At 71.6% G+C, this 25,275-nt stretch carries 22 protein-coding genes; 13 read left to right on the forward strand and 9 right to left on the reverse strand.

The window, feature by feature from the left end; translation table 11 throughout:
• Window positions 1-40: 40 nt before the first annotated feature.
• Entirely contained in the window at window positions 41-994 is a 954-nt protein-coding gene (locus tag ACTOWY_RS17080; protein ID WP_441310610.1) for a winged helix-turn-helix domain-containing protein, read from the forward strand.
• Here the strand turns inward: ACTOWY_RS17080 and ACTOWY_RS17085 are convergent.
• Window positions 971-2,182, reverse strand: a complete 1,212-nt coding sequence (locus ACTOWY_RS17085) for a styrene monooxygenase/indole monooxygenase family protein (RefSeq protein ID WP_441310611.1) — start codon at window positions 2,180-2,182, stop codon at window positions 971-973. The two genes, ACTOWY_RS17080 and ACTOWY_RS17085, sit on opposite strands and share 24 nt — an antisense overlap.
• Window positions 2,183-2,271: 89 nt before the next feature.
• A complete protein-coding gene (locus tag ACTOWY_RS17090) occupies window positions 2,272-2,877 on the reverse strand; it encodes an excalibur calcium-binding domain-containing protein (protein WP_441310612.1) in 606 nt (201 codons plus the stop codon).
• Window positions 2,878-3,140: 263 nt separating this feature from the next.
• Between ACTOWY_RS17090 and ACTOWY_RS17095 the strand changes: the two genes are divergently transcribed.
• Together ACTOWY_RS17095 and ACTOWY_RS17100 are read left to right on the forward strand one after the other, a co-directional pair.
• Window positions 3,141-4,361: a methyltransferase domain-containing protein gene (locus ACTOWY_RS17095; RefSeq protein ID WP_441310613.1), complete on the forward strand. Its 1,221-nt coding sequence runs from the start codon at window positions 3,141-3,143 to the stop codon at window positions 4,359-4,361.
• A gap of 100 nt (window positions 4,362-4,461) precedes the next feature.
• Complete coding sequence (locus tag ACTOWY_RS17100) at window positions 4,462-5,196, forward strand: hypothetical protein (protein WP_441310614.1); 735 nt, start codon at window positions 4,462-4,464, stop codon at window positions 5,194-5,196.
• Window positions 5,197-5,200: 4 nt separating this feature from the next.
• On the opposite strand, the gene ACTOWY_RS17105 is transcribed toward ACTOWY_RS17100, so the two are convergent.
• From ACTOWY_RS17105 to ACTOWY_RS17115, 3 genes are read right to left on the reverse strand one after another with little or no spacing between them, the layout of a single operon-like run.
• Window positions 5,201-6,031, reverse strand: a complete 831-nt coding sequence (locus ACTOWY_RS17105; RefSeq protein ID WP_441310615.1) for a class I SAM-dependent methyltransferase — start codon at window positions 6,029-6,031, stop codon at window positions 5,201-5,203.
• Window positions 6,032-6,045: 14 nt separating this feature from the next.
• Complete coding sequence (locus tag ACTOWY_RS17110) at window positions 6,046-6,570, reverse strand: DinB family protein (protein ID WP_441310732.1); 525 nt, start codon at window positions 6,568-6,570, stop codon at window positions 6,046-6,048.
• Window positions 6,571-6,612: 42 nt separating this feature from the next.
• Window positions 6,613-7,767 carry a mandelate racemase/muconate lactonizing enzyme family protein gene (locus ACTOWY_RS17115; RefSeq protein WP_441310616.1) on the reverse strand — a complete coding sequence of 385 codons (1,155 nt, stop codon included), beginning with the start codon at window positions 7,765-7,767 and terminating at the stop codon, window positions 6,613-6,615.
• A 129-nt stretch (window positions 7,768-7,896) separates the two neighbouring features.
• Here ACTOWY_RS17115 and ACTOWY_RS17120 point away from each other — a divergent pair, with 129 nt between their 5' ends.
• Genes ACTOWY_RS17120 through ACTOWY_RS17130 form a run of 3 tightly spaced genes read left to right on the forward strand, consistent with a single transcriptional unit; the run spans window position 7,897 to window position 10,517 of the window.
• Window positions 7,897-8,709: an ABC transporter permease gene (locus ACTOWY_RS17120; protein ID WP_441310617.1), complete on the forward strand. Its 813-nt coding sequence runs from the start codon at window positions 7,897-7,899 to the stop codon at window positions 8,707-8,709.
• Window positions 8,710-8,724: 15 nt separating this feature from the next.
• The gene (locus ACTOWY_RS17125; RefSeq protein WP_441310618.1) at window positions 8,725-9,723 is read left to right on the forward strand and encodes an ABC transporter substrate-binding protein; all 999 of its coding nucleotides are present in this window, start codon (window positions 8,725-8,727) and stop codon (window positions 9,721-9,723) included.
• A gap of 8 nt (window positions 9,724-9,731) precedes the next feature.
• Window positions 9,732-10,517: an ABC transporter ATP-binding protein gene (locus ACTOWY_RS17130; protein ID WP_441310733.1), complete on the forward strand. Its 786-nt coding sequence runs from the start codon at window positions 9,732-9,734 to the stop codon at window positions 10,515-10,517.
• Window positions 10,518-11,322: 805 nt separating this feature from the next.
• Here the strand turns inward: ACTOWY_RS17130 and ACTOWY_RS17135 are convergent.
• Window positions 11,323-12,237 carry a hypothetical protein gene (locus ACTOWY_RS17135; protein WP_441310619.1) on the reverse strand — a complete coding sequence of 305 codons (915 nt, stop codon included), beginning with the start codon at window positions 12,235-12,237 and terminating at the stop codon, window positions 11,323-11,325.
• A 164-nt stretch (window positions 12,238-12,401) separates the two neighbouring features.
• Between ACTOWY_RS17135 and ACTOWY_RS17140 the strand changes: the two genes are divergently transcribed.
• From ACTOWY_RS17140 to ACTOWY_RS17150, 3 genes are read left to right on the forward strand one after another with little or no spacing between them, the layout of a single operon-like run.
• Window positions 12,402-13,076, forward strand: a complete 675-nt coding sequence (locus ACTOWY_RS17140) for a response regulator (RefSeq protein WP_441310620.1) — start codon at window positions 12,402-12,404, stop codon at window positions 13,074-13,076.
• Window positions 13,073-14,458, forward strand: coding sequence for an ATP-binding protein (locus ACTOWY_RS17145; protein WP_441310621.1), 1,386 nt, complete (start codon window positions 13,073-13,075; stop codon window positions 14,456-14,458). Before ACTOWY_RS17140 ends, ACTOWY_RS17145 begins: the two co-directional genes overlap by 4 nt.
• A complete protein-coding gene (locus ACTOWY_RS17150) occupies window positions 14,455-14,931 on the forward strand; it encodes a hypothetical protein (RefSeq protein ID WP_441310622.1) in 477 nt (158 codons plus the stop codon). Before ACTOWY_RS17145 ends, ACTOWY_RS17150 begins: the two co-directional genes overlap by 4 nt.
• Here ACTOWY_RS17150 and ACTOWY_RS17155 read toward each other — a convergent pair.
• Window positions 14,928-16,730, reverse strand: a complete 1,803-nt coding sequence (locus ACTOWY_RS17155; protein WP_441310623.1) for an acyltransferase family protein — start codon at window positions 16,728-16,730, stop codon at window positions 14,928-14,930. The two genes, ACTOWY_RS17150 and ACTOWY_RS17155, sit on opposite strands and share 4 nt — an antisense overlap.
• A 74-nt stretch (window positions 16,731-16,804) precedes the next feature.
• Here ACTOWY_RS17155 and ACTOWY_RS17160 point away from each other — a divergent pair, with 74 nt between their 5' ends.
• Window positions 16,805-17,311 carry a 2'-5' RNA ligase family protein gene (locus tag ACTOWY_RS17160; protein ID WP_441310624.1) on the forward strand — a complete coding sequence of 169 codons (507 nt, stop codon included), beginning with the start codon at window positions 16,805-16,807 and terminating at the stop codon, window positions 17,309-17,311.
• On the opposite strand, the gene ACTOWY_RS17165 is transcribed toward ACTOWY_RS17160, so the two are convergent.
• Window positions 17,298-18,803 (reverse strand): alpha/beta hydrolase, encoded by a 1,506-nt coding sequence (locus ACTOWY_RS17165; protein ID WP_441310625.1) that lies wholly within the window; start codon window positions 18,801-18,803, stop codon window positions 17,298-17,300. The two genes, ACTOWY_RS17160 and ACTOWY_RS17165, sit on opposite strands and share 14 nt — an antisense overlap.
• A 148-nt stretch (window positions 18,804-18,951) precedes the next feature.
• Here ACTOWY_RS17165 and ACTOWY_RS17170 point away from each other — a divergent pair, with 148 nt between their 5' ends.
• The 3 genes from ACTOWY_RS17170 to ACTOWY_RS17180 are packed head-to-tail and all read left to right on the forward strand — an operon-like array spanning window position 18,952 to window position 23,129.
• Window positions 18,952-19,410, forward strand: coding sequence for a DUF4760 domain-containing protein (locus tag ACTOWY_RS17170; protein ID WP_441310626.1), 459 nt, complete (start codon window positions 18,952-18,954; stop codon window positions 19,408-19,410).
• Window positions 19,391-20,869 (forward strand): hypothetical protein, encoded by a 1,479-nt coding sequence (locus ACTOWY_RS17175; RefSeq protein ID WP_441310627.1) that lies wholly within the window; start codon window positions 19,391-19,393, stop codon window positions 20,867-20,869. Before ACTOWY_RS17170 ends, ACTOWY_RS17175 begins: the two co-directional genes overlap by 20 nt.
• On the forward strand, window positions 20,862-23,129 hold the full coding sequence (locus ACTOWY_RS17180; protein WP_441310628.1) for a tetratricopeptide repeat protein: 2,268 nt from the start codon (window positions 20,862-20,864) through the stop codon (window positions 23,127-23,129). The genes ACTOWY_RS17175 and ACTOWY_RS17180 overlap by 8 nt, the downstream gene beginning before the upstream one ends.
• Before the next feature lie 81 nt (window positions 23,130-23,210).
• Here ACTOWY_RS17180 and ACTOWY_RS17185 read toward each other — a convergent pair whose 3' ends face one another.
• Complete coding sequence (locus ACTOWY_RS17185; protein ID WP_441310734.1) at window positions 23,211-25,274, reverse strand: glycosyltransferase; 2,064 nt, start codon at window positions 25,272-25,274, stop codon at window positions 23,211-23,213.
• Between the last annotated feature and the right edge of the window lies 1 nt (window position 25,275).

The raw sequence follows: 25,275 nt of genomic DNA on the forward strand, positions 1-25,275 counted from the left end.
CCTATCTTTTTCGCCTCAGCTAAAACGATGGGCAGGTCTGGTGGTCGCGATCGGTTTCGCCGCACAGGGTGTGGCCAGGGTGCGACTGTCCGTGTCCTGTCTGTGGGAAGTGGTAGCCGGATTGCGGGTGCTGCGCGGCGGCGAGGGCCGGGTGCTGCACGCGCCCTGGGTCGCCCGCACCGCGTATCCACCCGCGGACTCTCTGCTGTGGCAGCTGGTCCCGGCCACACCGCACTACATCCCGGACTTCCTCACCCCGCCGCCACAGGCCCCGGACCTGACCGTCGAACTGGCCGCGCTGAGGGCCACCCCGCCCGAGCTGGTGCGCGCGCACCTGGACCTGTCCGGCATCCCGAAGACCCCGGAGATCCAGGCACTGCACCAGGATCCGGTGGCCGGGCTGACCCGGCTGGCCGCGGAGATCACCGGGTACTGGCAGCACGCGCTGGCGCCGGACTGGCCGCGGATCCGGGCGCTGCTGGACCGGGAGGTCTTCCGCGGCGCCCGGGTGCTGGCCGAGCAGGGCATCGGCGCGCTGCTCAACGACCTGCACGAGTCGGTGCGCTGGGACGGTGCGGCGCTGACCGTGGCCAACACCCACTGCCAGGCCCCGAATGTCACCGACGGCCCCGGTCTGGTGCTGGTCCCCTCGGTCTTCGTCTGGCCCTCGGTGCTCAGCATCTCCGCGGGCGAGGCCCCGCAACTCGCCTACCCGGCCCGTGGTGTCGCCGCACTGTGGGAAACTCCTTCCGGCCCAACGGAAAACCTGGGCGCGGTGCTCGGCCGCTCCCGGGCGAGGTTGCTGACCGAGATGACCGCGCCCACCTCGACCACCGAACTGGCCCGCCGCACCGGGATGTCCGCGGGCGCGGTGTCCCAGCACCTCAACGCCTTGCGTGGCGCGGGTTTGGTGGCCAGCCACCGGGTGGGCAAGGGGGTGCTGAGCGCGCGCACCGCGCTGGCCGAGGCGCTACTGGGCGGCGGCGCGGGCTGAGGCGGCGGCGAGGTAGTCCAGCGCGGCGGTCTCCTCGGTGAGCCAGCCGGTGTAGTCGACCGGGTTGGCGAAGAGCTGGGCGAACCGGTGCGCCACCTCGGGCACCCGCTGCGCGGTGTCCAAAGTGGACATGACGTGCGCGGGCGGCGGGTCGAGCAGGTCGAGGCTGAACCGGGTGGCGTGCGCGGCCCGCGCCCAGTACCGGGCGAACGCCCCGTGCATGAACTCCGCGTCGAACGGCCGATTCCCGTGCGCCACAATGGCTTCCTCGTAACTGCGGGCGGCGTGCGCGGCCATGTTGGCGCCCTGCCCGGACAGTGGATCGTTGGTGACCGCGGTATCCCCCATGGCCAGCACCAGCGCACCCGAGGGCAGCGTGCCGACGGGGTGGCGCACCACCGGGGTGATCCGGCCGTGCAGGAACTCCAGCGGCCCGGCCGGCTCGGTGCCGTCCAGAATGCCGCCCTGCCAAGGAAAATGCTCCCGCATCAGCTGCTGGGCGCGGGTCAGGTGCGCGTGCACGTCGGTGATGTCGTCCCAGCGGTCCAGGGGTCCGCCGGGCGCCGCGAAGATCCCGGCGCCGTAGACCGGCCCGTCGACGGAGAGGATCGGCAGCCCGAAGCACTCGCCGTGCGGACCGAGCGCGAAGCTGAGTCCGGGCGGCGGCGTGCCACCCCGCACGTACAGCACCCCGATGCCGCGCTGCGGCTGGGTATGCGGCGACAATTCAGGGTTGCGTGGGAACAGCCGGTCGAACTGCGGCCCGCGGCCCGCCGCGACCACCACCAGGTCGAACTCCCGCGCGTACGGTTCCAGCTCCTCCGGGGTGACCCGGTGCAGCCGGAGTTCGCCGCCCCGCCGGGTGAACTCGGCCATCCAGTCCGAGACCTTCACCCGCTGGTCCACCGACTGCGCGGGCTGGTCCAGCGGCGCCCGCCAGGACATGCCGGGCGCGGTGAAGGAGACCGTCTCCACCGGGATCGCGCGATCATCCCAGAAGTTGATGCCGAGTTCGCGCTCCCGGACCAGGGCGGGGTGGAACACGCACTGGTTGGAGACCAGGCGTCCGGCCAGCACCTCGGCGGCGGACCGTTCGGCGACCACAGTCACCGCGTAACCGTGCCGCAGAAGTCCCAGCCCCAGCACCAAACCGGCCTGCCCGGCCCCGATGATCACGATCCGCCGCATGCCCCCGAGTCAACACCCGGCTCCGCCTGCCCGCCCGCGAGTGGATCATCTCTGCCCACTCGCGCCGCGATATTCGCCCCGATGGCCGACTACCTCTTCTCGCAACCGATCCCGTCACCGTCCTCGTCCAGGTGTCTCCCGTACCCGGGATCTCCCCTGCGCACTGGTGCGGCGCCCTTGTTCCTGGCGTCGGTGCAGTTCTTGTAGTACACCGGCGCCGGGTTGGTCTGCCGGGTCGGTTCCGGCTCGGGCGGCGGTTCCGGACTGGGCTCCGGCCTGCGGGTGGTGGGCGGCGGAGGCGGGGCCTCGGTGGTGGTGCTGGACTGGGATTTGTCCACCCGCAGCACCAGCCCGGTGGTGACGGCCACCGCGGTGCCCACGCTGGTCACCGACACCACCCGCCAGTTCGACTCCACGATCACCTGCCGCCCGTCGACGGACTCCACCCGCACATCCCGGAACCCCAGCGCCGCCAGTTCGGCCTTGGCCTCCTTGGGGTTCTTGCCTATCACCCCCGGCGGCACGATCACCCCGCCCGGGGTCTCGGCCACCGCGGACACCGTCACCGAGGTGCCAGGGACCGTTGTGCCGCGGCCGCCGGTCAGGCCGCCGATGATCGCCAGCCCGAGCAGGACCAGCCCCGCCACCCACGGCCACTTGCGTTTACGCGACTGCCACCACGTTGTCAGACTCACTCGCCGTTCCTCCCCTGGACGGATATCACCTGCACGTCGTGAGTTGATCCAGTGGCGTTACGGTCCGGGCGGAAAATCGGTTGCCGCCGCCGATACCGTCGGCGCCATGAGTTTCTTCTTCCGACGCTGAGCGACCGCCGGCGGCTCACGGGTATCCCCATCGCCGGTGATGCGGGACGGCAGGACGCCATCCCGGGTCGCGACGTGGGAGAAGATCAAGTGATCTTTCGTGTTTCTCCGCGTCCGGGCGCAGTCGTCCGCTGGTGACGGCCGCGCGCCTGGTGGCGCGGACGGTGCAGGGTCTGGAACAGGTGGCGGCCGATGAGGTCCGCCTGCTGGGCGCCGTGGAGTGGGTGGGGTATCGGGAGGTCGGATTCCGTTGTGCGGAGCCGACTTCGGCGGTGCTCGGGTTGCGGTGTGCCGATGATGTGCTGGTGCACGGTGCTTCTGTGCGTGGTGTCGGGTCTGCGCGGACTGACTTGAAGCGGCTGACCGCCGCGGTGCTGGCGATGCCGGTGGCGGAGTCGCTGGCGTTGCGGAAGCAGTGTGGTGGCGCGGACACCGTTGCGGGGGTTGAGGTTTCGGCTTCGTTCGTGGGGCGGCGGAACTTCACCCGGTATGACATCGAGGACGCGGTGGGTGTTCCGCTGGCCGCGCGGTTGGGGATGCCGTACTGGAGCAGGCGGGGTGGGGTCGCGCCGCCGGGTGGCGGGTTGGGCTGGCGGGTGACGCTGGAGGGTGATCGGGCACTGGTGGGGTTGCGGATTGCTGCACGGCCGTTGCACCGGCGGGAGTATCGGCGGGTGACGCGGGCAGGGAGTGTGCATCCGCCGGTGGCCGCGGCGATGGTTCGGCTGGGTGGGGTTGGCGGCCGGGTGCTGGATCCGTGTTGTGGGGCGGGCACGGTGGCGGTGGAGGCGGCGTTGGCTGGGGCGGAGGTGGTGCTGGGGTTTGACCGGGATGCGCGGGCGGTGGCGGCTGCGCGGGCGAACTGGGGTGGAGTGCCGGAGGCGGGCCTGGGCAGGGGCGCGGGCGGAACGCGCGCCGGAGCCGGGACCGACTGGGCGACGGCGGGATCTGGGCGGGCCGGAGCCGCAGTCGGCTGGGACGTGACGGGGCCTGGGCACGCCGGAGCCGCAGTCGGCTGGGGTGTGACGGGTTCCGGGCGGTCAATGGCCAGGATTGCGTGGAGCGTGGCTGACGCCGGGCGGATTCCCGTTGCCGACGGCTCCATCGACCTGGTGCTCTGCAATCCGCCTTGGGACCGCCAGGTTCCGGCCACCGGGATTCTCGCCCGCCGCCCGGACCGCTTCTGGCGGGAGCTGCGCCGGGTACTGCGGCCCGGCGGTCGGGCGGTGTTGCTGTTGCCGGAGCACGACGTCCGGCCCACCGGGTTCCGGGTGCTCTCCCGGGTGCCGATCAGTCTGGCGGGGCGGCAGCCGGAGATCGTCACGCTGGCCGCACCGGGGCCGACCGATCGGTAGGTTCCCCTGCGGGCGGGGCGTCTCCTGGCGAACCCGCCCGCGGGGAGCGATCACTGTGGGATTGTGCCCGCGGCACATCCGAGCACCGGAGGTTCGACACGTGATCCGCCGCCTGGCCGCCGTCACCCTGGCCATCGCACTTGCCCTGCCGCTACCCACCGCAGGCGCGGTCGCCGCGCCCAACTACGGCGACTACGCGCTGGTCTTCGAGCGCGCCGCCGGGCAGCTCTGGGCCGAGGGCGTGGTCGCCAGTCAGTGGGCCTGGAAACCGCTCAACGCGGACAAGACCGAGTCCGAGATCGCCTGGGGTCACCCGAAGGAGTGGCCGCCCGGCTACGGCGAGCACTTCGTCAAGGACGGGGACTGGCTGCTGGTCAACGGCTACTTCGACCACACCAACAGCAACTTCAACACCCAGCGGGTGACCGCGGAGTCCATGGGTGACGCCAACTGCGCCAACATGCGGCCACTGCCGTCTAGTGGAGGTAGACAGCACTACGTGCGCTGGACCATCCCGGCCACCGCCTACTGCCTCTCCGCCACTGGCACGATCAAGGTCGGCGCGAACGGCGCGGTGGTGAACTTCCGGCACGAGCAGATCTGGTACCCGCCCGCGCCGTGCGCCAACAGCTTCCTCGGCGACCAGCTGTGCATCCGCCAGCACGAGCGCTGGTACGACGACAAGGGCGTGCCGTTCTCCCTGTCACTGGAACGGGATCAGCACATCGCGCTGGGCGTGGGCATGGGGTTCCGGATCCACCAGACCTATGACCGCGGCTGGCCCGCCGACCGCAAGCAGTGGCAGGCCGAGCTGCGGTACGCCTGGCGCTGGTGAGGGGTCAGGGGCGGCGGGCGCGCACCAGGTAGGCGGCCGAGCCGTAGCGCACGCCGTCCTCGGCCAGGTGCGCGGCCAGGTCCGCCCGCACCGTCTCGACGATCCGGGCCTGGGTGTCCGCGTCCTGCTCGCGCATGATCCAGCCGAACTGCTCGGTGATGAACTCCAGCGCGTCCGGGACATCGCGGCCGAACCACATCTGCTCGCTGACCGGGTCCACCGCGATATCAGTGAATCCGGCGGTGCTCAGCAGGTCCCTGGTCAGGTCCGGATCGGTGAGCCCGCCCGCGGTCGGCGGCGGCGTGGTGGGCTCGACGCCGTTGGCGAAGGCGGTGCGGAAGGTGCGCATCCACTCGTTACGCGGCATCGGCTGCCAGCTCAGCAGGGTGAGCAGACCACCGGGGCGCAGCGCGCGGGCCAGGTTGGCGAAGGCGGCGGGGGCGTCGCCGAAGAACATCGCGCCGTGCCTGCTGACCACCCGGTCGAAGGCGTGCTCGGCGAAGGGGTGCACCTGGGCGTCGAGCTGGCCGAACACCGCGTTCGGCAGGTTCTCCCGGCCGGCGAGTTCCCTGGCCAGCGCGAGCATCGGCGCGGACAGGTCGACACCGAGCGCCAGTCCCGATTTCGCCTGGCGGGCGGCGTCCCTGGTGACCTGACCGGCGCCGCAGCCGACGTCCAGCACGGTGGAATCCGGTTCGATCGCGGCCGCGGCGAAGAAGTGCTCCCGGTAGCGGGCCACACCCGCGTCGAAGCGGTCGGCGCGCCGGGTCCAGAACTCGCCCTGGCCGCCGTCCCAGGCTCGGAGTTGTTCGGTGTTGGACGGGTCGACTAGCAACTCAGTGCTCCATTTCAGACGCCGATCGCGCCATCGATCCGCTCCCGCAGGAGATCGGCGTGTCCGTTGTGCCGGGCGTACTCCTCGACCAGGTGGATCAGCACCCAGCGCAGTGACACCGGGCCGCGCCAGCCGTCCACGCCCTCGACGTCCAGGCTCTCCGCCGCCGCCACGAACTGCTCGGCGAAGGCGACCTCGGCCCGCCAGTGGGTCCAGGCCGCCTCGATGACCGCCGGATCGGGTGCGGCGCCGTCGAAATCGGCGTCCGGCCGGTCCGCGGTGACATACAGCGGCGGCACGTCCTGACCGGCCAGCACCCGGCGGAACCAGCGGCGTTCCACCTCGGCCAGGTGCCGGATGAGGCCGAGCAGGGACAGTGTGGACGGCCCTACCGATCGGTCGGCGAGCGCGCGGTCCAGGCCGGCGCACTTGAGTTCCAGGGTGGCGCGCTGGCCGTGCAGGATGCCGAGCAACACCTCGCGCTCGGCGCCGGTGGCCGGGGCGGCCAGCCTCGGGTCGCGGTCGGCGGGGACGAACATCTCCGCACGGCGGCGCGGGCTGGCGGTGCTCACGAGCTGACCCTACGGGGCGGCGAGCACGTCCACAGCTCGTTTTCGCACCTCGGCCTCATCCACCTGCACACCCAGCCCTGGCCCGGTCGGCACCTGGGCGACACCGTCGCTGACCTGCACCGTTGTCTCGCCGGTGTAGGCGGAGTCGATGAACTGCCTGCCGTTGAGATCGACCGGGCCGGTGATGCCGTGCGCGGCGAAGAGGTGCAGTGCGGCGGCCAGGCCCAGGTCGGAGTCGGTCAGGCCGGAGCCCATCAGCCGCACCCCGCTGTCCTGGGCGAGCTGGCACAGGCGGCGGGACAGGGTCAGGCCGCCGGTGCGCTGCACCTTGGCGATCGCCACGTCTACCGCGTCTAGACGGATAAAGGTGGCCAGATCGGTGGGGTGACGCAGGCTCTCGTCCAGTGCGATCGGCAGCGGGCTCAGCACCCGCAACCGGCGCAGCCCGCCGATGTCGTTGGCAGGCAGAGGTTGTTCGAACTCGGTGACGCCCAGCCCGTGCAGTTCGCGGGCCAGCCGGAGCGCGCTGTCCACGGTGTAGGCCTGGTTGGCGTCCACCCACAGCGGCGCGTCCGGGGCGGCCGCGCGGGCCGCGGCGACCACGGCCAGGTCGGTGCGCTCGGCGTGCAGACCGATCTTGACCTTGAACGCCCGGTAGCCCGCGGCCAGGCCCTCGGCCACCGAATCGGCCACCTCGGCCGGGGTCTGCCCGGAGAGCACCCAGGCCAGCTGGATCCGCTCGGCGCGGCGCTGACCCCACAGCACGCCCAGCGGCACCCCCAGCGCGTGGCCGAGCAGGTCGTGCAGGGCGATGTCCACCGCGGATTTGGCCAGTGGCGCGCCGATGGAGAAACCGCGGTTGATCACGCGGTCGAACACCGCGGTCACGCCGTCCAGGTCCCAGGCCGGGCGGCCGAGGATGGCCGGGGCGAGGTAGCGGTCGATGGTGGTGACGATGGATTCGGCGGTCTCGTAGGTCCAGGCCGGGATCGGGGTGGCCTCGCCCCAGCCGCACACCCCGTCCGCGCTGACCTTGACCAGGATCCGGATGCTGGGCCGCCCGGCCACCGCGACCGCGCCACCGGCCACGCCGAAGTCGCGCAGGGTCGGCAGCGCCACCGCGAAGGTCTCGACCCGCTCGATCGTGAGGCCGGACAACGTCATCAGGCTTCCTCCCCCTCTTGACCGTGCTGGACGACGGCTCTAGCGTACTGACCCAACGCGATTCGGAAAGCGCTTTCCGATTGGACAGTGCTGAGTGTACGGCGCTTTCCACCGGAGAACGGGGATCCGATGACCGAGCGCGAATCCGCAGGCGCCGCCCGCGCCCGCCGGTGGCTGGAACGCTCCTGGCGGCCGGTCGCACTGCTGGCCGCCTGCCTGCTGGCCTGGCAGCTGATCACCGCCACCGGCCTGGTCGCGCCCTACCTGGTGCCCTCCCCCGGCGCGACACTGTCGGTCTTCGCCGCCAAATGGTCCTACCTCGGCGAGCACACCTGGGTCACCAGCTACGAGACCCTGCTCGGCTTCCTGATCGCCGCGGTGCTGGGCGTGCTGGCCGCGGTGCTGATGGTCTACTCGCCGACCGTGGAGCGCACGCTCTACCCGATCCTGTTGTTCGCCCAGGTGATTCCCAAGATCGCGATCGCACCGCTGTTCGTGGTGTGGCTGGGTTTCGGCCTGGAGCCCAAGGTCCTGGTGGCGGTGCTGATCGCGTTCTTCCCGGTGGTGATCTCCATGGTCACCGGGCTCAAGTCGGTCAGCGCGGAAATGCTGGAACTGGCCGCCACCATGGGCGGCGGTCCGGTCAAGACCTTCGTCAAGATCCGCTTCCCGGCCGCGCTGCCACAGTTGTTCGCCGGCCTGAAGGTCGCGGTGACGCTGGCGGTGACCGGCGCGGTGGTCGGCGAGTTCGTCGGCGCCAACGAGGGCCTGGGCTACGTGATCCTGCAGGCCAACGGAAACCTCGACACCCCAATGCTGTTCGCCGGCCTGATCCTGATGTCGATGATCGGCGTCGTGCTGTTCGTCCTGCTGGAGGCCGCCGAGGCGCTGCTGCTGCCCTGGCACGTCAGCCGCCACACCACGACCGTGACCACCCTCTAGTCGAAAGGCCACGCCATGAGGACCACCGGTCGACTCCTGCTCACCGCGCTGTTGTTAGTGACCGCCACCGCGTGCGGCGGTGGCGGCGCGCCCGATCCGGGCAGGCAGATCACCCTGACCCTGAACTGGTATCCCTACGGTGAGCACGCGCCGTTCTACCACGGGCTCAAGCAGGGGATCTTCCGCAAGCACGGGATCAACCTGAAAATCCAGGCGGGCCAAGGCTCCGGCAAGACCGTGCAGGCCGTCGGCGGCGGCCAGACCGAGTTCGGCTGGGCCGACACCGCCTCGCTGCTCACCGCGGTCGACTCCGGCGTCCCGGTGAAAAGCCTCGGCGTGTACCTGCAGACCACTCCCGCTTCGGTGCAGTTCTTCGGGGACAAGGGATTCAGCAAACCCAGCGACCTCAAGGGCCGCACCGTCGCGCTGACCGCGGGCGACGCGCTGTCCAAGACCTTCGGCGCCTTCCTCAAGCAGAACGGCTTGACCGAGACCGACGTCCGCATCCAGAACATCGACCCGGCGGGCAAGATCGCCGCGGTGATCGCGGACCGGGCCGACGCCCTGGTCGGCAACGCCAACGACCAGGGCCCCACCATCCAGGACAAAGCGAAGAAACCCGTGTCCTACCTGCGTTTCGCCGATTTCGGCCTGAACTACTACAGCGACGGCCTGCTCACCTCCACCGCCCTGCTGGACAAGGACCCGGACCTGGCCAAGCGCATGGTCGCGGCCACCACCGAAGCCTGGGCGGAGGCGGAGAAGAACCCGGCCGCCGCGGTCGAGTCCATGCAGGGCGCGGCCGAGCAGCTCCCGCCACCCGCGGTGGTGCTGGACCAGTTCACCGCCACCCGCGCCCTGCTGCGCACCGAATCCACTCGCACCCTGGCGCCCGGGGTCAACACCGAGGCGGACTGGAAGGCCACCATCGAGGTGTTCGTCCGCACCGGAATCCTGGCCACGGCAAAGGATCCCTCGACCTACTGGGCGCACACCGTGGCGGCCAAGGGATGAGCCGGGTGATCACCACCCGCACCAGCCACGCCGTGCAACTGGACGCGGTCACCGTCCGCTTCCGCGCCCGCAAACTCGCGGTGACCGCGGTCGAGGAGGTATCGCTGGACGTCGAACCGGGCGAGTTCGTCAGCATCGTCGGCCCCTCCGGCTGCGGCAAGTCCACCCTGCTGAAACTGGTGGCGGGCCTGCTTTCCCCGTCCGCGGGCACGGTCCGCCTGCTCGGCGACCAGGTCCGCGGCCCCCGCCACGACATCGGCTACGTCTTCCAACGCGCCGCCCTGCTGGACTGGCGCTCGGCCCGGCGCAACATCCTGCTCCAGGCGGAAATGCGCGGCATGCCGACGGCCGAGGCCCGGCAACGCACCGACGAGCTGATCGAGCTGACCGGGCTGAGTGGCTTCGCCGACGCGCTGCCGCACGAGCTGTCCGGCGGGATGCAACAGCGGGTGGCGCTGTGCCGGGCGTTGCTGCACCGGCCGAGGGTGCTGTTGATGGACGAGCCATTCGGGGCGCTGGACGCGCTGACCCGGGAGCAGATGAACGTGGAACTGCACCGGATCTGGCGGGAGACCGGCACGACGGTGTTGCTGGTGACGCACTCGATCGCGGAGTCGGCTTATCTGGCGAACCGGGTGGTGGTGTTGACGGCGCGGCCGGGGCGGGTCGCGGAGATCATTCCGGTGGGGTTGCCGGAGCGGCGGGGGTATGCGGAGACGATGGCGTTGCCCGGGTTCGCGGCGGTGACGGGGCGGATCCGGGAATTGCTGGGGGCGGCGACTGCGGCGGAGTGAGGCTGACGGCTGGCCAGGGTGGACATGGGAGCTGAGCGACCAGGACGGCTGCGGGGTCGGGCGGCCAGGACACGAGCCGGACGGCTGCGAGGCGGCCACTGTCACGACACGAGCCCGATGGTTACCGGGGTGGCCGCGATCGCGGAGCAGGTCCGCGGCGCGGAGGCTGGGGATCGGGAGCCGTGGCTGGATCGGCCCTGCCTCGGCTGAGTCCACGTTCGCGTGCCTACCGAATGGTCGGTGGGCTTGCGCGTTGGCAAGTTCGCACCTCTACCGAACGGTCGGTCGGCCTGCACAACAGCGAGTCTGCGCGCCTGCCGAACGGTCAGTCGGCTTACCAACCACCAAGTCTGCGCGCCTACCGAACGGTCGGTCAGCGTGCACACCAGCAAGTCCGCATGCCTACCGAACGGCCGGTTGGCCTACGCGGTAGCAAGTTCGCGCGCCTACCGAACGGTCGGTCAGCTTGCGCGCTGGCAGGTTCGCACCTCTACCGAACGGTCGGTCAGCTTGCGCGGTGACAAGTTGCACCTCTACCGAACGGTCGGTCGGCTCGCGGGATCTGGTGCTGGGCAGCGCCAACCACGGCATTCCCGCGCAAACCTGCTCGCGCGACAGCGCCCCCCACTTTCCTCTCCCTCTTCCCGTCCTCTCTTCCTCTCCCTGTCCCGGCTGATCTTCGCTCTTCGTCCACGAGGATTAATTTCGATCGACACTGAAATAATCGCGACACCAGAGAAAACAAGCCAGCCGGAATCGCAACTGGCCAGCGTGAACGGCCTGACTCAGCCCGGGTGAGCCGTGCTCAGAACGCCGGGATCTTGGTGATCGGCGAGTTGCCGTCGCCAGCGGGTGTCAGCGTGATCTGCCAGCCCCGGTTGCCCTGGAACCCCTGCAGGAACTTGGCGAACCCGCAGTCCCTGGTGAACCCCCGCCGCCCGGCGTCCCAGTCCACCCCGGTCTTGTAGTAGACGCCGTAGGTCCCGCCGGGCAGTCCGGTCAGCGTGGCGCTGGCGCCGGCCCGCACGTAGATGGTGGCTCGTGGGTCGGTTGGTTCGCCGACCACCGCGGAGACGGCCACGTCCTGCTTGCCGTTGTTGGTCACCGCCAGGGTGCCGCCGCCCTTGACGCCGGAGCGGTGCACCACCTCGCCGTTGGCCGCTCGGCGGTTGGGCAGGGCGGGGGGCTCGGGGGGCAGGGGCAGGCCGGCGAACTTCAGGCCGGCCTTGGCCAGTTCGGCCGGGAACTCGCGCATGTTGTCCCGGCGCAGCTCGATGATCGTGCTGACCTTGGAGTTGCGCACGAAGACGCCCTCGTCAACCCGGGTGCCGCACTCGGTGAGGCGGTCGCTGATCGTCAGCGGCAGCGTCATCGCGCTCAGGCCCAGGAAGTAGCTGTCGAAGCGCCGGTGCTGGCCACGCAGGTCCGCGGGTGGTGTCAGGGCGCGGAACTTCATGCTCTGCTTCATCAACTCATTGCCGAGGGCGGCGCGGGCGATGTTCAGCTCCGCCAACGTGTTCGTCGTGACGACCCGCTCGGCCAGCGGGCGGACCACGTCCTCCAGCTCGGTGAGCGCGGCCTGGTACTGCTCCATGCTCAGCGCGACCGGTGCGGCACTGGTACTGCTGCTGGTCGGCGCCGGTGTGCTCGGGCCACCGCACGCGCCCACGGTCAGCAACGCGACGGCCAGCACGGCCGACGCGGTTGTCGAGTTCCCCATGACTCGTCCCCCAGATCGTCCTCCTGCTGGGGCGCAGGCTAGCAGCGGCCGGCCGGGTTCGCTCGGCCGGCCGGATCGGGCACAGTGGACGGTGCTGTGTCGTAGTTGTGTCGCAGCGCGCTGCTGACCGTGCCCCGGTCCGGTGGCCACCGCATACTGGCGTGGTGGCCGCGATTCTGCTCGTCGAGGATGATCCGCTGGTCCGTCGTGGGCTGCAGCTCGCGCTGACCCGGCACGGCCACGAGGTCCGCACCGCCGAGGACGGCGAGACCGGGTTGCGCGAGCTGACCGGCACGCCACCGGACATCGTGGTGCTGGACGTGATGCTGCCCGGGATGGACGGGTTCGAGGTGTGCCGCCGGATCCGGAGCGCCGGTGCGGTGCCGGTGATCATGCTCACCGCGCGCGGTGACGACTTCGACGTGGTGCATGGGCTGGCCGCCGGGGCGGATGACTACGTGATCAAGCCGGCCCAGCCGACGGTGCTGGACGCGCGGATCCGGGCGGTGTTGCGGCGGGTCGGGGTGGAACCGGACGGGGTGCTCGGCGGCGGGGCGCTGGTGATCAATCCGGTGGCGGCGACGGTGTCGCTGGCCGGGGCGCCGGTGGCGTTGACGCCGACGGAGTTCCGGTTGCTGCTGACGCTGGCCCGTGCGCCGGGGCGGGTGTTCAGCCGGCAGCAGTTGCTGGAACTGGTGTGGGAACACGACTATCTCGGCGACTCCCGGCTGGTGGACAACTGCGTGCAGCGGTTGCGGGCCAAGATCGAGGACTCGCCGCGGGAGCCGGAGCACGTGCAGACCGTGCGCGGCTTCGGTTACCGGTTTGGCCCCGGATGAGGCGGAACAGCCTGCGCACCCGGCTGGTGGTGGCGTTTGTGCTGGTCACCGGGCTGGGCGCGGTGGCAGCGACCTGGGCGAGCGCGGGGTCGGCGCGGGCCGCGCTGCTGAGTGAGGCGCAGCAACGGCTGACCGGGGAGCTGACCGCGCGGATCGGCGCGGTGGCGGCGCAGGTGAGCTTTCCACCGGACCAGGCCGGGCTGGACCGGCTGCGAGCGGCGGTGGGCGACAACACGCTCGTGTCCACTGTGGACCTACGGGCCGGGGCAGGGGCGGACCGGGCGGCCGAGGCGTTGCGCACCGCGGTGCGGGAGCGGAACCGGCTGGTGTGGCAACGGGTTGAGCAGGACGGGCCACGGCTGCTGATCGGCGCCCCGGTCATGATCACCGCGGTGGACGGGCGGCGGACGCCCTCGGGTATCGAGGTCTACGCGGTTCGGGATCTGGCCGGAACCCAGGCACAGCTGGACGAACTGACCATGGCCGCCGCGCGCACCAGCGCGATCGCGTTGCCACTGGCGGTAGTGGTCGCCTTGCTGGCCGCGGGCGGGGTGCTGCGGCCGGTGCGGCGGGTGCGGGACACCGCGCGCAGGCTGGCCGCCGGAGACCTGGACGCGCGGTTGCCGGTGCGGGGCAAGGACGAACTGGCCGAACTGGCGGGCACGGTCAACGAGATGGCGGGTTCGTTGCAGCACACCGTGGCCGAGCTGCGGCGGCTGGAGGCGGACGCGCGCCGGTTCGTCGCCGATGTCTCGCACGAGCTGCGCACCCCGTTGAGCACACTCGCCGCGGTCAGCGAGATCCTCCAGGGCAGCAGTGCACAGCTCGGTGCGGCGGAACGGGAATCGGCGGAGCTGGCGGTGGCCGCGACCCAGCGGCTGGTCCGGCTGGTCGAGGAGCTGATGGAGGTTTCCCGGTTCGACGCGGGCATGGCACAGCTGCGCATCGAGCCGGTCGAGGTGGGTGGGGCGATCCGGGACTGCCTGCGGGCTCGCGGCTGGCTGGACCGGGTGCGGACCGAGTTGCCCGAGCCGGTTGAGGCGCGGCTGGACCGGCGGCGCCTCGATGTGATCCTGGCGAACCTGGTGGGCAACGCGTTGCGGCACGGCGGGCCACCGGTCACCGTGGCACTGCGGGCCGAGGCCGGACGGATCGAGATCGAGGTGACCGACCGGGGTCCCGGACTGCCGGAATCGGTGCTGCCTCACGTGTTCGACCGGTTCTACAAGGCCGACGCGGCCCGCTCGGGCGCTGAGGGCAGTGGGCTGGGCCTGTCCATCGCACGGGCGAACGCCCGGCTGCACGGCGGCGAACTGACCGCGGCGAACCGATCCGACGGCGGCGCGTGCTTCCGCCTGGTGCTGCCTAGGGAGGCGACATGAGGCTGATCGGCTTGGCGGCGCTGGTGTTGCTGGCCGCCGGGTGCGGCATTCCACCGTCCACTGTGGAGGATGGCGGTGACGCGCCGACCGGGGTCTCTCCCGGGGTCACGCTGTACTTTGTGGACGGTCAGGGCCGGTTGCGGCCGGACGAGCGCCACACCAGCAACCTCGGCTCGATCGGCGAGGCGGTGTCCCTGCTGCTCACCGGTCCCGGTGGCGAGGCGCCCGCGCTGCACACCGAGATCACCGCCACCGGTCCCACCCGGGTGTACGCGAGCACCGAGCCGGGCCTGATCACCCTCACCCTGCCGTTGGCCCGCGACGAAGTGACCGACCGCGGAGTAGACCAGGTGGTCTGCACCGCACTGGGCGTGCACGTGCAGAGCGGCGGATCGGCGACGACCAAGGTGCAGTTGAACTTCACCCTGCCCGGCGCCGATCCGCACGGTCCGCGGAGCTGTCCGGCCAGTTAGCAGCCGTGGAACTGCTTATCCCCGGCCCAGCCGGTGTTGGCCCAGGTTTCCGGTGCCACCCTGGCGATCCCGGAGTAGCGCGCGGCGAGCCCGTCGAGCAGCCAGGCGGTGAACCGGGCCGCTCCGGCGGGGCAGGTGTGGATGCCGTCGGTGCTGCGCTCGATCCGGCCGTCCCGTTCCCGTTGGTACGTCTCGCCCCAGACCTCCCGGCCCTCCAGCACCGTGGCGCCGGTCGCCTTGATCGCGTCGGTGGTGCGCCCCAGCTCGGCCATGTGCCCGGCGTAGAAGTCGTCCGGGCGGATCGGCGGCATGGTCACGAACACCACCTTGGCGCCGCCCGCCTCGCGCACCAGGCGTTCGTAGCCCGCGCGCTGTTCGGCCGGGCTGCCCCAGTCGTAGGTGGTGACCTGGTACACCAGCACATCCGGGCGGAACTCGGCCAGCACACCGGGCAGTTCGGCCCAGGTGGACTCGGCCAGCGGGCCGACCACCCCGCCACCCCCGGCGGCGGCCATCGACTTCAGGGTGAGCCCGCTGGCCTTGGTCGCGGCTGCCAGCGGCAAGGCGAGTCCGGCGGCGATCGAGTCGCCCATGAACAGCACCCGGGACACCTTGGGCCCGTTGGCCGACACCGCGGGGCGAGCGCCGAGCGCGCTGGTGTCGATCGCCGCGGTGGCCGGGCGGGGCAGCACGATCCAGGTCAGCGCGACCACGACCAGGCTCGCCGCGAACGCCGCCAGGCCGGTGCGGCCGCGGGCCCAGGACGCCCGGTACCGGATCGGATCCTCCACGAGGACCTTGGACAGCACGGCCAGTCCCAGCGAGACGGCGCAGACCAGCAGTGTCCACAGCCAACCGTCCAGGCCGGTCTTGTCCTTGGACAGCAACAGGAACACCGGCCAGTGCCACAGGTAGAGCCCGTAGGAGACCAGGCCCAGTCCGCGCAGCGGCTGCCAGCACAGCCCGCGGTCCAGCACCGAGCCGGGCGCCAGCAGGATGAGCAGCGCGGCGGCCAGGGACAGCGCGAACAGCCCGCCCTGGAACAACATCGGCGACTTCTCCCCGTCGACCAGCAGCCAGGCCAGCGCCAGTCCGAGGGCCAGTGGCACCGCGGTCCAGGACGGCAGCGTCCGCCGCACCCACTCGCGCACCGGCTCGGTGGCCGCCAGCGCGCCCAGCAGCAGGGCGAAGGCTCGGGTGTCGGTGCCGGTGTAGACCCGGTCCGGGTCGGTCAGCACCAGCATCAGTCCCAGCGAGGCCAGCGCGCCCAGTCCCGCGGCCAATGCCACCGCGCGCTGACGGCGCAGGCCGAACACGACCAGCGGCCACAGCAGGTAGAACTGCTCCTCCACCGCGACGCTCCACAGGTGCCCGAACACCCGGCCCGGCCCGAATCGGTCCCAGTACCCTGCCGATTCGGCCAGCAGGTGCCAGTTCGCCAGGTTCAGCTGCACCCACGGACCGTCCGCCAGCGCCGTGCGCAACAGCTCGGGTGAGCCGAACGCCCAGGTCAGCAGGGTGACCCCGGGCAGCAGCACGGCGAGAGCCGGCCACAGGCGGCGGATCCGGCGGCCCCAGAACGCGGTCAGCGATCGGGTGTGATCACGCAGCAGCAGGTCGGTGATCAGGTAGCCGGAGAGCACGAAGAACAGGTCCACACCAAGGAATCCGCCGCTGAGGTGGCCGGCGTGGAAGAGCAGCACCCCGGCCACGGCCAGGCCGCGCAGCCCGTCCAGCGCGGGCAGTCGCGGCCGCGCGCCGGGCTCGGCGACCGGGCGCGCCGACAGTAGGTTGGTCATGCCCCGAGCCAACGCGTCGAGTTCCCCGCCTGGATCTCCGTCATGTCGCAGTCCTGTCGCGGCACAATGGCCCGGTGCCAGCTCTGGGAACCACCGCGCTGCTGATCCTCGTCCCGGCCGCCGAGCCGCTGCTGGACGCGGCCCGCGCGGTCAACCCGGCCACGGTCCGGCCCGGCCTGCCCGCACATGTCACCGTCAGCTACCCGTTCGTGCCGATCACCGAGGGCCTGACCGACGCCGTCCACGCGCTCGCCGCGGACACCCCGCAGATTGCTCTCACCCTGGCCGAAGTCGTTGTCAGACCGGGCTTTCTGGCCGTCACCGCCCCCGGAGTCCAGGACCTGGCGGACCGGGCCGGGCAGCGCTGGCCCTGGCTGCGGCCCTATGACGGGCGGTTCGGCGAGCGGCCGCCAACCCATCTCACTGTGGCGCTCGGGGCGAGTGCGGCCGAGGCGGACCGGATCGCCGAGCGGGTACGCGCGCTGCTGCCGATCCGGGTCAGCGCGACCGGGCTGGAGCTGGTGGAGCGGACCACCCGGGGCTGGCAGGTGCGGCTCAGCGCACCGTTCAGCGCGGGCTGAGCCGCGGCCCCGGACCCGCCGCTGACTCCGCGCATTCGGCGCCTGCCGGTGGCAACCTGCCGTCCCGCAGGTAGCCGGTCACCGCGGCCGCCACGCAGATGTTGCCGCTCATCGACGGGCCGTGCTCACCGCCCGCGACGCTGAGCAGCCGCCCGCGCAACCGCTCAGCCAGGGCCACACCGCCCTGGTACGGGGTGGCCGGATCGCGGCGGGACTGGAGCACCAGCGGGGTGGTGCTCAGGCCGTGGCCGGCGATCCGGACCTGCGGGCTGGGCCGGTGCGGCCAGAACGCGCAGGGCAGGTCGACGAGCATGAAATACCGGCCGTTGAGCGGAAACCGGCGCTCCAGCTCGGCCGCGTCCCGTTCATAGACCGCGGGATCGCGCGGCCAGCGGTCCTCACCACAGGTCACCCCGAGGTACACCGAGGTCATGTTCACCGGCCGGTGCTCGCCGCCACCGCTGGGCAGCTCCGCGCCGAAGGGACGGGTGGCCTCCAGCAGCAGGGTCCCGGTGCGCTCCCGGTTCAGCTCGACCAGCAGCCGCTCCACCACACCCCAGGTGCGCCGGTAGTTGACGTAGAACCCGGTGGCGCTGAACAGGGTGTCGCCGGTGGCGAACCGGCCGGGCTGCTTCGGATCGGCGATCGGGTTGTCCTGCAACCACTTCCGCAGGCGGGTCCAGGTGGCCAGCAGTTCGGCCCTGGTGCCGCCGAGGCCGTTGGCCGGGTGCCTGCTCGCGATATCGTCGAACATCTCGTTGGTGCGCTGCTCTTTCGCCTCGGCCTGAGCGACCCGGCTGCGCCGCCAGGCCCAGTCGGGGTGGATCGCGGAGTCCAGCACCGCGCGGTCCAGCGCCCGCGGGAACAACGCCGCGTACACCCCGCCGAGGTAGGTGCCGTAGGAGGCGCCCCAGTAGTTGATCCGGCGCTCGCCGAGGGCGCGGCGGAGCTGGTCCATGTCCCGCGCGGTGTTCTCGGTGCTGATGTGCCGCAGCAGCGGGCCGGAGCCTGCCGCGCAGTTGGCTGCCGGGTCCCGTTCCGGCGCGTACGGCTGGGCCGGGGTGCGCGGGCCGACCAGGCCGCCGCAGTCGATCGGGGTGCCGTTGACCGTGCCGCGCGGGGCGAACCCGATCAGGTCGTAGCTCGCCGCCAGTTCCGGGAACCCGGACCAGAGCGCGGTCCAGGCGAACATCCCGTCCGCACCCGGACCACCCGGGTTGGTGAGCAGGACCCCGCGGCGGCGGGCCGGATCGGTCGCCTTGATCCGGCTGACCCCGATGCTGATCCGCTCCGCCCACGGCCGCGTGTAGTCCCGTGGCACGCTGAGCCGGGCGCACTCGATGGCCACCCCGGTCGGCGCGCCGACAAATCCGGCGCAGTCCCCCCAGGTGATCGGCCTTGCCTCGGGTTCGGCCCCGGCCGGTGCGGTGATCAGGCCGGTCCCCGCCAGGACCCCGAGCGCGAGCGCCACCCATCGTCGAGCACGCGGCATGTCGATCCCCCCTGCGTCGCAACCCCCACTACCCGCTTCAGCCTACCGAAAAGTCCGATTCCGGGTCACGGGTTAGTCACTGTGCGTAACACCCGGGGTGGGCTGCCCGACAGCGGGATGTCCTGAACCAACGTCGCTGAGGTGGGCAATGGCTCTGAGTGTCTGGCTGTCCCTGTTGTCCCCGGTGGTGGCGTTGCTGATCGCGTTCTGGGGATTCCGGCGGTCCACCAGGGCGGATCGGTTGCGGGCCTTCTTCGACCTGCACGAGCGGTACCTGTCCGCGGAGGTGCGGGCCGGGCGGCGGCTCCTGCACCAGCGGGTGGCCGGTCGCTCGGCGGAGGAGCTGGCCGAGCTGGACCGGGACACCCTGGACCGGATCGGGTACACCCTGGCGGTGCTCAACTCGATCGCGATCGCCTGCGCTGGCGGCTATGTGGACCGGCGGCTGGTGCGGCGCGGCATGGGCCGCTCCTATGCCGGCGCGATCATCGCGGCCCGGCCCTACATCGACCGGGTCGAGGCGCTGCGCGGCTTCCGGCCCTACCCCTTCGCCGAATCACTGGCCGAGCGACTGCGGGAGGGCGCGCATGTCGAACCCCGGGACTGACCGCAGGCTCCGGTTGTGCGTGGTGCAGCTGGACGGGCTGCCGCACACACGCACCACGGAAAACCTGTGGCTGCCCGCCGAACCCCTCTACGAGGCAGGCGCCGGACCCGGCGAGCTGTCCGCGGCGCACCTGTTCAGCGGCACCCACCCCACCGTCTACGACGGCATCCAGGAACTGTCCACTTCAGCCACCCGCTCCTGCCTGACCGAGCTGATGTCCTTCCTGGACCGGCAATCCGCCGACGTGGTGGTCTTCCCGGAGTACCTGGTGCCGCTGGGCTGCCTGGAGACCCTGCGCGAGTTCTCGGCGGGCCGGGTGGTGGTGGCCGGGCTGGGCTATGTGCGCAACCTGGCCGAGGCCGCCGAGCTGGTCGCACTGGCCGAAACGGACTGGCAGGCCGTGGACCTGTTGCGCTGCAACGTCTCCGTGCTCATCCACGACGGCAGCGTGCACCTGGTGACCAAGCTTTCCCTCGCTGACGGGGAGAACGCGACCGCGGGCGAGGGCGTGCGGATCGTGGAACTGACCCTGCGCGGGCGGCAGGTGCGGCTGGCGGTCGCGGTGTGCAAGGACTATCTGCTGTGGGAGAGCAACGCGACCGTGCAGCGCGCCGACATCGTGTGCGTGCCTGCCAACTCCCCCACCATGCTGCCGTTCCAGCCGGACGCGCCGCGCGACCACGTGCGGTTGCTGGCCAACGCGGCCTGCCACGGCGGCTCCCAGATCATCGTGCCCGCGCTGGACGGTCCACTGGTCAACCGGCTGGGTGTGGAGCCGATCGGCAAGGGCTTCCAGGCGGTGATCCTGGTCGAGTACGACCGGTATCCGCAGCGGCCCACCGCGCTGGCCAATCCGGAGAACAGCCTGGCGTTGCGCGCCCAGATCATCGGCGCGGCCGACGCGGCCGAGCTGGCGGTGCTCGCCGAACTGGCCGAGCTGACCGCGACCACACCGGGAAAAGCGTTGCGGGCCCAGGTGAGTGAGCTGCGCGCCCGGCTGGCCGGGGCCGGACCCCTGGCCCAGGCGCTGGAGGCCTACGACATCTACCTGGCCCAGGGTTTTGACCCGGACAAGGAACTGCACGACCTGCTGTGCACGCACCTCGCGGTGACCGGCGGCGGCCAGTCGGTCATCCGCGGCCGCCAGGCCCGCTACATCGTGTCCATGCTGCGCGAGCTGGAGGCCGCCCGCGCGGGCCGTTTCGGCGCGGCCAGGGACACCTACCAACGGCTGGCCGAACGGTTCGCGGTGGCCGATCCGCCCGAGCTGGTGGTGGTGCCCGCGCCGCGGCAGGCGCCACCGGCCGAGCCGGAACGGCCGAGTCTGCTCAAGTACACCCGCTCCACCGCACGGGACGGCACCCGCTCGGAGAGCTGGGAGATCCACGATCCCGACCTGGCAAGGGAATTCCTCCTCAATCCGCCGACCAAGACCGATCGGGGAGCCAGCGATGAGTGAGTCGACCGCATCGGAGACCAGGCTGGCAGGCCAGGTCCGGCAGCTGCGCGCGCGGCTGGCCGGGCCGGGCGGTGACAGCGTGGAGACCAGGGCCGCGCTGGCACTGGCGTTGCTGCGGCTGGGCGGGCACCAGGCCCGCACCGGCGCGCGGGTGGCCGCGCTGACCGCCGCCAGAGAGGCCGCCGCACTGACCCTGACCCTCGCCGAGTCCACTGTGGACGATCCGGCGCGGACCCGGGAGTGGCTGTCGCTGCTGAGTCATTCGCTGCAGATCGAGTACGAGGTGACCAGGGAGCTGGACGTGCTGGACCGGGCGATCAGCACGCTGAACCAGGTGCTCGGGCTGCTCGAACCGGACGACCGCGATCTCAGCGGGCACCTGTCCAACCTGGGCAACGCGTTGCGGCAGCGGCATGAGCACACCTTCGACGAGCGGGACCTGCAGCACGCGGTGCGCAGGCAGCGGCAGGCGTTGCGCTGCGCCCCCGACGACGACCGGGACCGCTCCGCGCTGCTGGCCAACCTGGGCGCCTCGCTGCGGCTGCACTACGAGCGCACCGGCGACCTGGACTCCCTGGACGAGGCGATCGCGGTGCTGCGCCAGGCCACCGCGGCCACCTCGCCGGAACACCCCGGCCGGTTGCGCAGACTGTCCAACCTGGGCGCGGCCCTGCGCGCGCGGCACAGCAGGCTGGCCGATCCGGCGGACCTGACCGAGGCGGAGGCGATCCTGCGCCGGGCCGCCGCCGGCATGCTGCCGGATTCCGACGATGCCCTGGCGGTGCTGTCCAACCTGGCCAACGTGTTGCAGGACGAGGCGGACGCGTTGCGGGACAACGCGAAACTGGCCGAGGCGGCCGAGGTGTTCCGCCAGGTCGCCGACCGGCGGTGCGTGCTGCTCGGCCCCGAACACCCCGACACCCTGGCCACCCGCAACAACCTGGCCAACATCCTGGCCCAGCAAGGCGAACTGGCCGCGGCCGAGGAAACCTACACCGCACTGCTGGCCGATCTGCCCAGGGTGCTCGGCGCGGACCACCCGGACACCCTGGCCAGCCGCAACAACCTGGCCAACGTGCTTGCCCAGCAAGGGAAACTGGCCGAGGCCGAAGCCGCGTACACCGCGCTGCTCACCGATCAGCTGCGGGTGCTGGGCGCCGATCACCCGGACACCCTGGACTGCCGCAACAACCTGGCCACCGCACTGACCCAGCAGGGCAAACTGGTGCTGGCGCAGCAGACCTACCAGGAGGTGCTGGCCGCGCAGCTGCGGGTGCGGGGCGAGGACCACCCGGACACCCAGCGCACCAAGGCATTGCTCTCCGGCCTGGCCGACATGCTGTGCAGCCGGGTGAGCGTGGTGGTGCCCAGGGTGATGCTGGTGGTGCACACCAACTCCACCGCCGACAGCGCGGACCAGGCGCGGATCACGTTGCGGCGCCGGATGTACGAGGCGCTGAAGAACGCGGTCACCCGCAGCCACATCCCGTGGGCGGACTGCGCCACCGAAAGCTACGGCGAGGGCGTGCTGCTGTTGTTGTCGCCCCAGGTCTCCCGGGAACAACTGGTGGCCATGGTGCCGGACAACCTCTCCCGCGAACTCCGCGCGGTCAACGCGAACCTGCTGCCCATCGACCAGTTGCGGCTGCGAGTGGCCATGCACGCCGGCCCGGTCCGGATCGACGACCGCGGCGTCACCAGCCCCGCCGTCCGGGAGACCTTCGGCATGGCCGACGCCCCCGCCCTGCACGAATCCCTGCGCCGCGACCGCGCCGACCTGGCCCTGATCATCTCCGACGCCCTCTACCAGAGCACCACCCGCACCCCCGGCGCCCTGTTCCGCCCGGCCAGGGTCCCGGTGCGCAACGCCGACCTGCTGGCCTGGATCCTGCACCGGCCCCGGGAACTCACGGTGGGGCAACCTCATCCGGGATATCGACCGTCCACTGTGGATCCGTATGTGCTGGTGCTGGCCACCGACGCGTTGCTGGCGGTGCCGCTGTGCCGGTTCCCGTACAGCAGGCAGCGGTTGCTGGACTCACTGGACCCGGCGATCAGTTCCTCGGTGCACCGGGATTCCCGGGCCCGCCAGGAGGTGCAGAACATCCTGCGCACCTGCCTGGCGCATGAGGACGGGCTGAGTCAGTTGCTGGCGGCGGTGCGACAGCTGGAGCACACGACGTTGCCGGTGCGGCATCTGACCACGACGCTGGCGCGGTTGTTCGCCGATCGCGGGAAGCCGGGGCCGAGGGCGACCTGAGCCGGACGCCGAGTTGGCCCAAGTGGGACGACCACTTGGGCCAACTCGGCGTACGACTTGGGCCAACTCGGCGGGTGTGGGTCAGGCCGCGCCGGTGAGCACACGAACCGGTGTGCGCGGGGCGATCAGTTCGGCGTAGACCTGCTCGAAGGTGGCCAGGGTGGTGTCCAGGGCGTGCCGGGTGATCAGCTGGGAGCTGGCCGCGCCCATGGTGGCCCGCTGGTCCGGGTTGGCGGCCAGGGCGGCCAGGTGGCCGGTGAGGGTGTCCAGGTCGGCCGGTGGGTACAGGTGGCCGTTGACGCCGGGGTGGACCAGGTGCGGCAGTGCCATCGCGTCGGCGGCGACCACCGGCAGGCCTGCGGCCATGGCCTCCATGGTGGCCAGGCTTTGCAGTTCGGCGGTGCCGGGCATGCAGAAGATGTCGTTGCGGCGGTAGGCCTGGACCAGGTCCTCGTCGGAGACCACGCCGCGGAAGCGCACCCGGTCGGTGACGCCCAGCTCGGCGGCCAGGCTTTCCAGGCGGGTGCGGCAGAACCCGTCGCCGATGAGTTCGGCGCGCAGGCCGGGGATCCGGGACACCGCGTGGATCAGCTCGTGCACGTTCTTCTCCGCGTCCAGGCGGCCGACGAAGAGCACCGAGGTGTCCACTGTGGACTTCTGCGCGCGCGGGGCGGCGTAGTGCTCGATGTCGATCCCGCAGGAGATCGCCCTCGGCTTACCGGGGAAGTGGTTGGCGGTCAACAGGTTCACCGCGCGTGGGGTGGGCGCGGTGACGATGCCTGCCTCCCGGTAGACCCGGACCAGGTCGCGCCAGCCCAGCCGGGCCAGTGAACGGCGCAGCGCGGCCGGGATCTTGAGGTAGCCGAACAGGTTCTCCGGCATGAAGTGGTTGGTGGCCACCGTCGGCACCTGCCGGGCGGTGGCCGCGCGCAGCACGGCGCGGCCGACCGGGAAATGTGACTGCACGTGCACCACGTCCGGGTCCAGCCCGGCCAGCAGGTCCGCGGCCTTGCGGGTCTGCCAGGGCAGGCTGATCCGGAAGTCGGGGTGGAACGGGGTGCGCACCGAGGGCAGGTGGTGGATGGTGATCCCGCCGTCGGTCACGGTGCCCGGCTCGCCGCCGGGCGAGGGGCAGAGCACGTGCACGTCGTGGCCACGCGCGGCCAGGCCGTGAGCCAGCCGGCCGGCGAAGTTGGCCGCGCCGTTGACATCGGGCGGGAAGGTGTCCGCGCCCAGGACGATCCGCAGCCCGGACCCGGTGCGGCGTGACGACATCGCGTGCTCCTCTGGTGCGACGGCTTCGGCTTCTCGTTGGTCTGGCACGGATCGGGCCAGCACCACCACGCCGCCGACGGCCAGCAGCGCGAGCGCGGCCTGCCCGGCGGCGGTGGCGGGAGTGAGGTAGGCGGCCTCGCCGTAGAGCAGCAGGCCGGTGCTGACCGCGGTCAGCGGGTCCAGCACGGTGATCGCGCCGACCACCACCGCGGTCGGTCCGGCGGCGTAGGCCTGGTGCATCACCCAGCCGCCGACGGCCAGCAGCAGCCCGGCCTCCGCGGCGATCAGCAGGCCGCCCCACTGCGGGTCGGCGGTGAACAGCTGGCCGGTGGCGGATTTGGTGAGCACCGAACCGAGTCCAAAAAGGACGGCGGCGGAGGCGGCGAGCACGGCACAGCGGGCCGGACCGCGCACCCGCAGACCGGCCACGGCCACCAGCAGCGCGCCGAACGCGGCCAGGTGCACCGCGCCGGGCACCGCGACCGCCGTGACCACCGCGGGCGAGACGGCCAGCGCGACGAAGCCGAACACCCCGCCGCACACCGCGAACACGGCCAGCCGCACCGGCGCCGCGATCGGCTGCCGCCGGGCGCGGGCGGTGAAGACCACGGTCAGCACCAGGCTCAGCACCCCGAGGGGTTGCACGATCACCATGGGCGCCAAGGCCAGCGCGAGCACGTGCAGGCCGCTGCCGAGCACGGCGAACCCGGTGCCGGTGAGCCAGCCGCGCGAGCGGACCGTGCCGGCCAGGCCGCGCAGGGTGAGTGAGCCGTCGGCGTCGTGGCCGCGCACCGCGGAGTGCTGCAAGGACACCGCGGCCGCGAACAGGCAGGCGGCCAGCAGCGCCAGGAGAACAGCGAGCGGGATCATG

Origin of the sequence: Crossiella sp. CA198, from assembly GCF_052078295.1 — a bacterium.
Classification (GTDB): domain Bacteria; phylum Actinomycetota; class Actinomycetes; order Mycobacteriales; family Pseudonocardiaceae; genus Crossiella.

Coding starts and splice junctions, on each gene's coding strand:
- ACTOWY_RS17085 (WP_441310611.1), bottom strand. CDS start 2,182: ATGCGGCGGATCGTGATCATCGGGGCCGGGCAGGCCGGTTTGGTGCTG.
- ACTOWY_RS17110 (WP_441310732.1), bottom strand. CDS start 6,570: ATGTTCGTCCCCGCCGACCGCGACCCGAGGCTGGCCGCCCCGGCCACC.
- ACTOWY_RS17115 (WP_441310616.1), bottom strand. CDS start 7,767: ATGACGTTGTCCGGCCTCACGATCGAGCGGGTCGAGACCTTCGCGGTG.
- ACTOWY_RS17120 (WP_441310617.1), top strand. CDS start 7,897: ATGACCGAGCGCGAATCCGCAGGCGCCGCCCGCGCCCGCCGGTGGCTG.
- ACTOWY_RS17125 (WP_441310618.1), top strand. CDS start 8,725: ATGAGGACCACCGGTCGACTCCTGCTCACCGCGCTGTTGTTAGTGACC.
- ACTOWY_RS17135 (WP_441310619.1), bottom strand. CDS start 12,237: ATGGGGAACTCGACAACCGCGTCGGCCGTGCTGGCCGTCGCGTTGCTG.
- ACTOWY_RS17145 (WP_441310621.1), top strand. CDS start 13,073: ATGAGGCGGAACAGCCTGCGCACCCGGCTGGTGGTGGCGTTTGTGCTG.
- ACTOWY_RS17150 (WP_441310622.1), top strand. CDS start 14,455: ATGAGGCTGATCGGCTTGGCGGCGCTGGTGTTGCTGGCCGCCGGGTGC.
- ACTOWY_RS17155 (WP_441310623.1), bottom strand. CDS start 16,730: ATGACCAACCTACTGTCGGCGCGCCCGGTCGCCGAGCCCGGCGCGCGG.
- ACTOWY_RS17165 (WP_441310625.1), bottom strand. CDS start 18,803: ATGCCGCGTGCTCGACGATGGGTGGCGCTCGCGCTCGGGGTCCTGGCG.
- ACTOWY_RS17170 (WP_441310626.1), top strand. CDS start 18,952: ATGGCTCTGAGTGTCTGGCTGTCCCTGTTGTCCCCGGTGGTGGCGTTG.
- ACTOWY_RS17175 (WP_441310627.1), top strand. CDS start 19,391: ATGTCGAACCCCGGGACTGACCGCAGGCTCCGGTTGTGCGTGGTGCAG.
- ACTOWY_RS17180 (WP_441310628.1), top strand. CDS start 20,862: ATGAGTGAGTCGACCGCATCGGAGACCAGGCTGGCAGGCCAGGTCCGG.
- ACTOWY_RS17185 (WP_441310734.1), bottom strand. CDS start 25,274: ATGATCCCGCTCGCTGTTCTCCTGGCGCTGCTGGCCGCCTGCCTGTTC.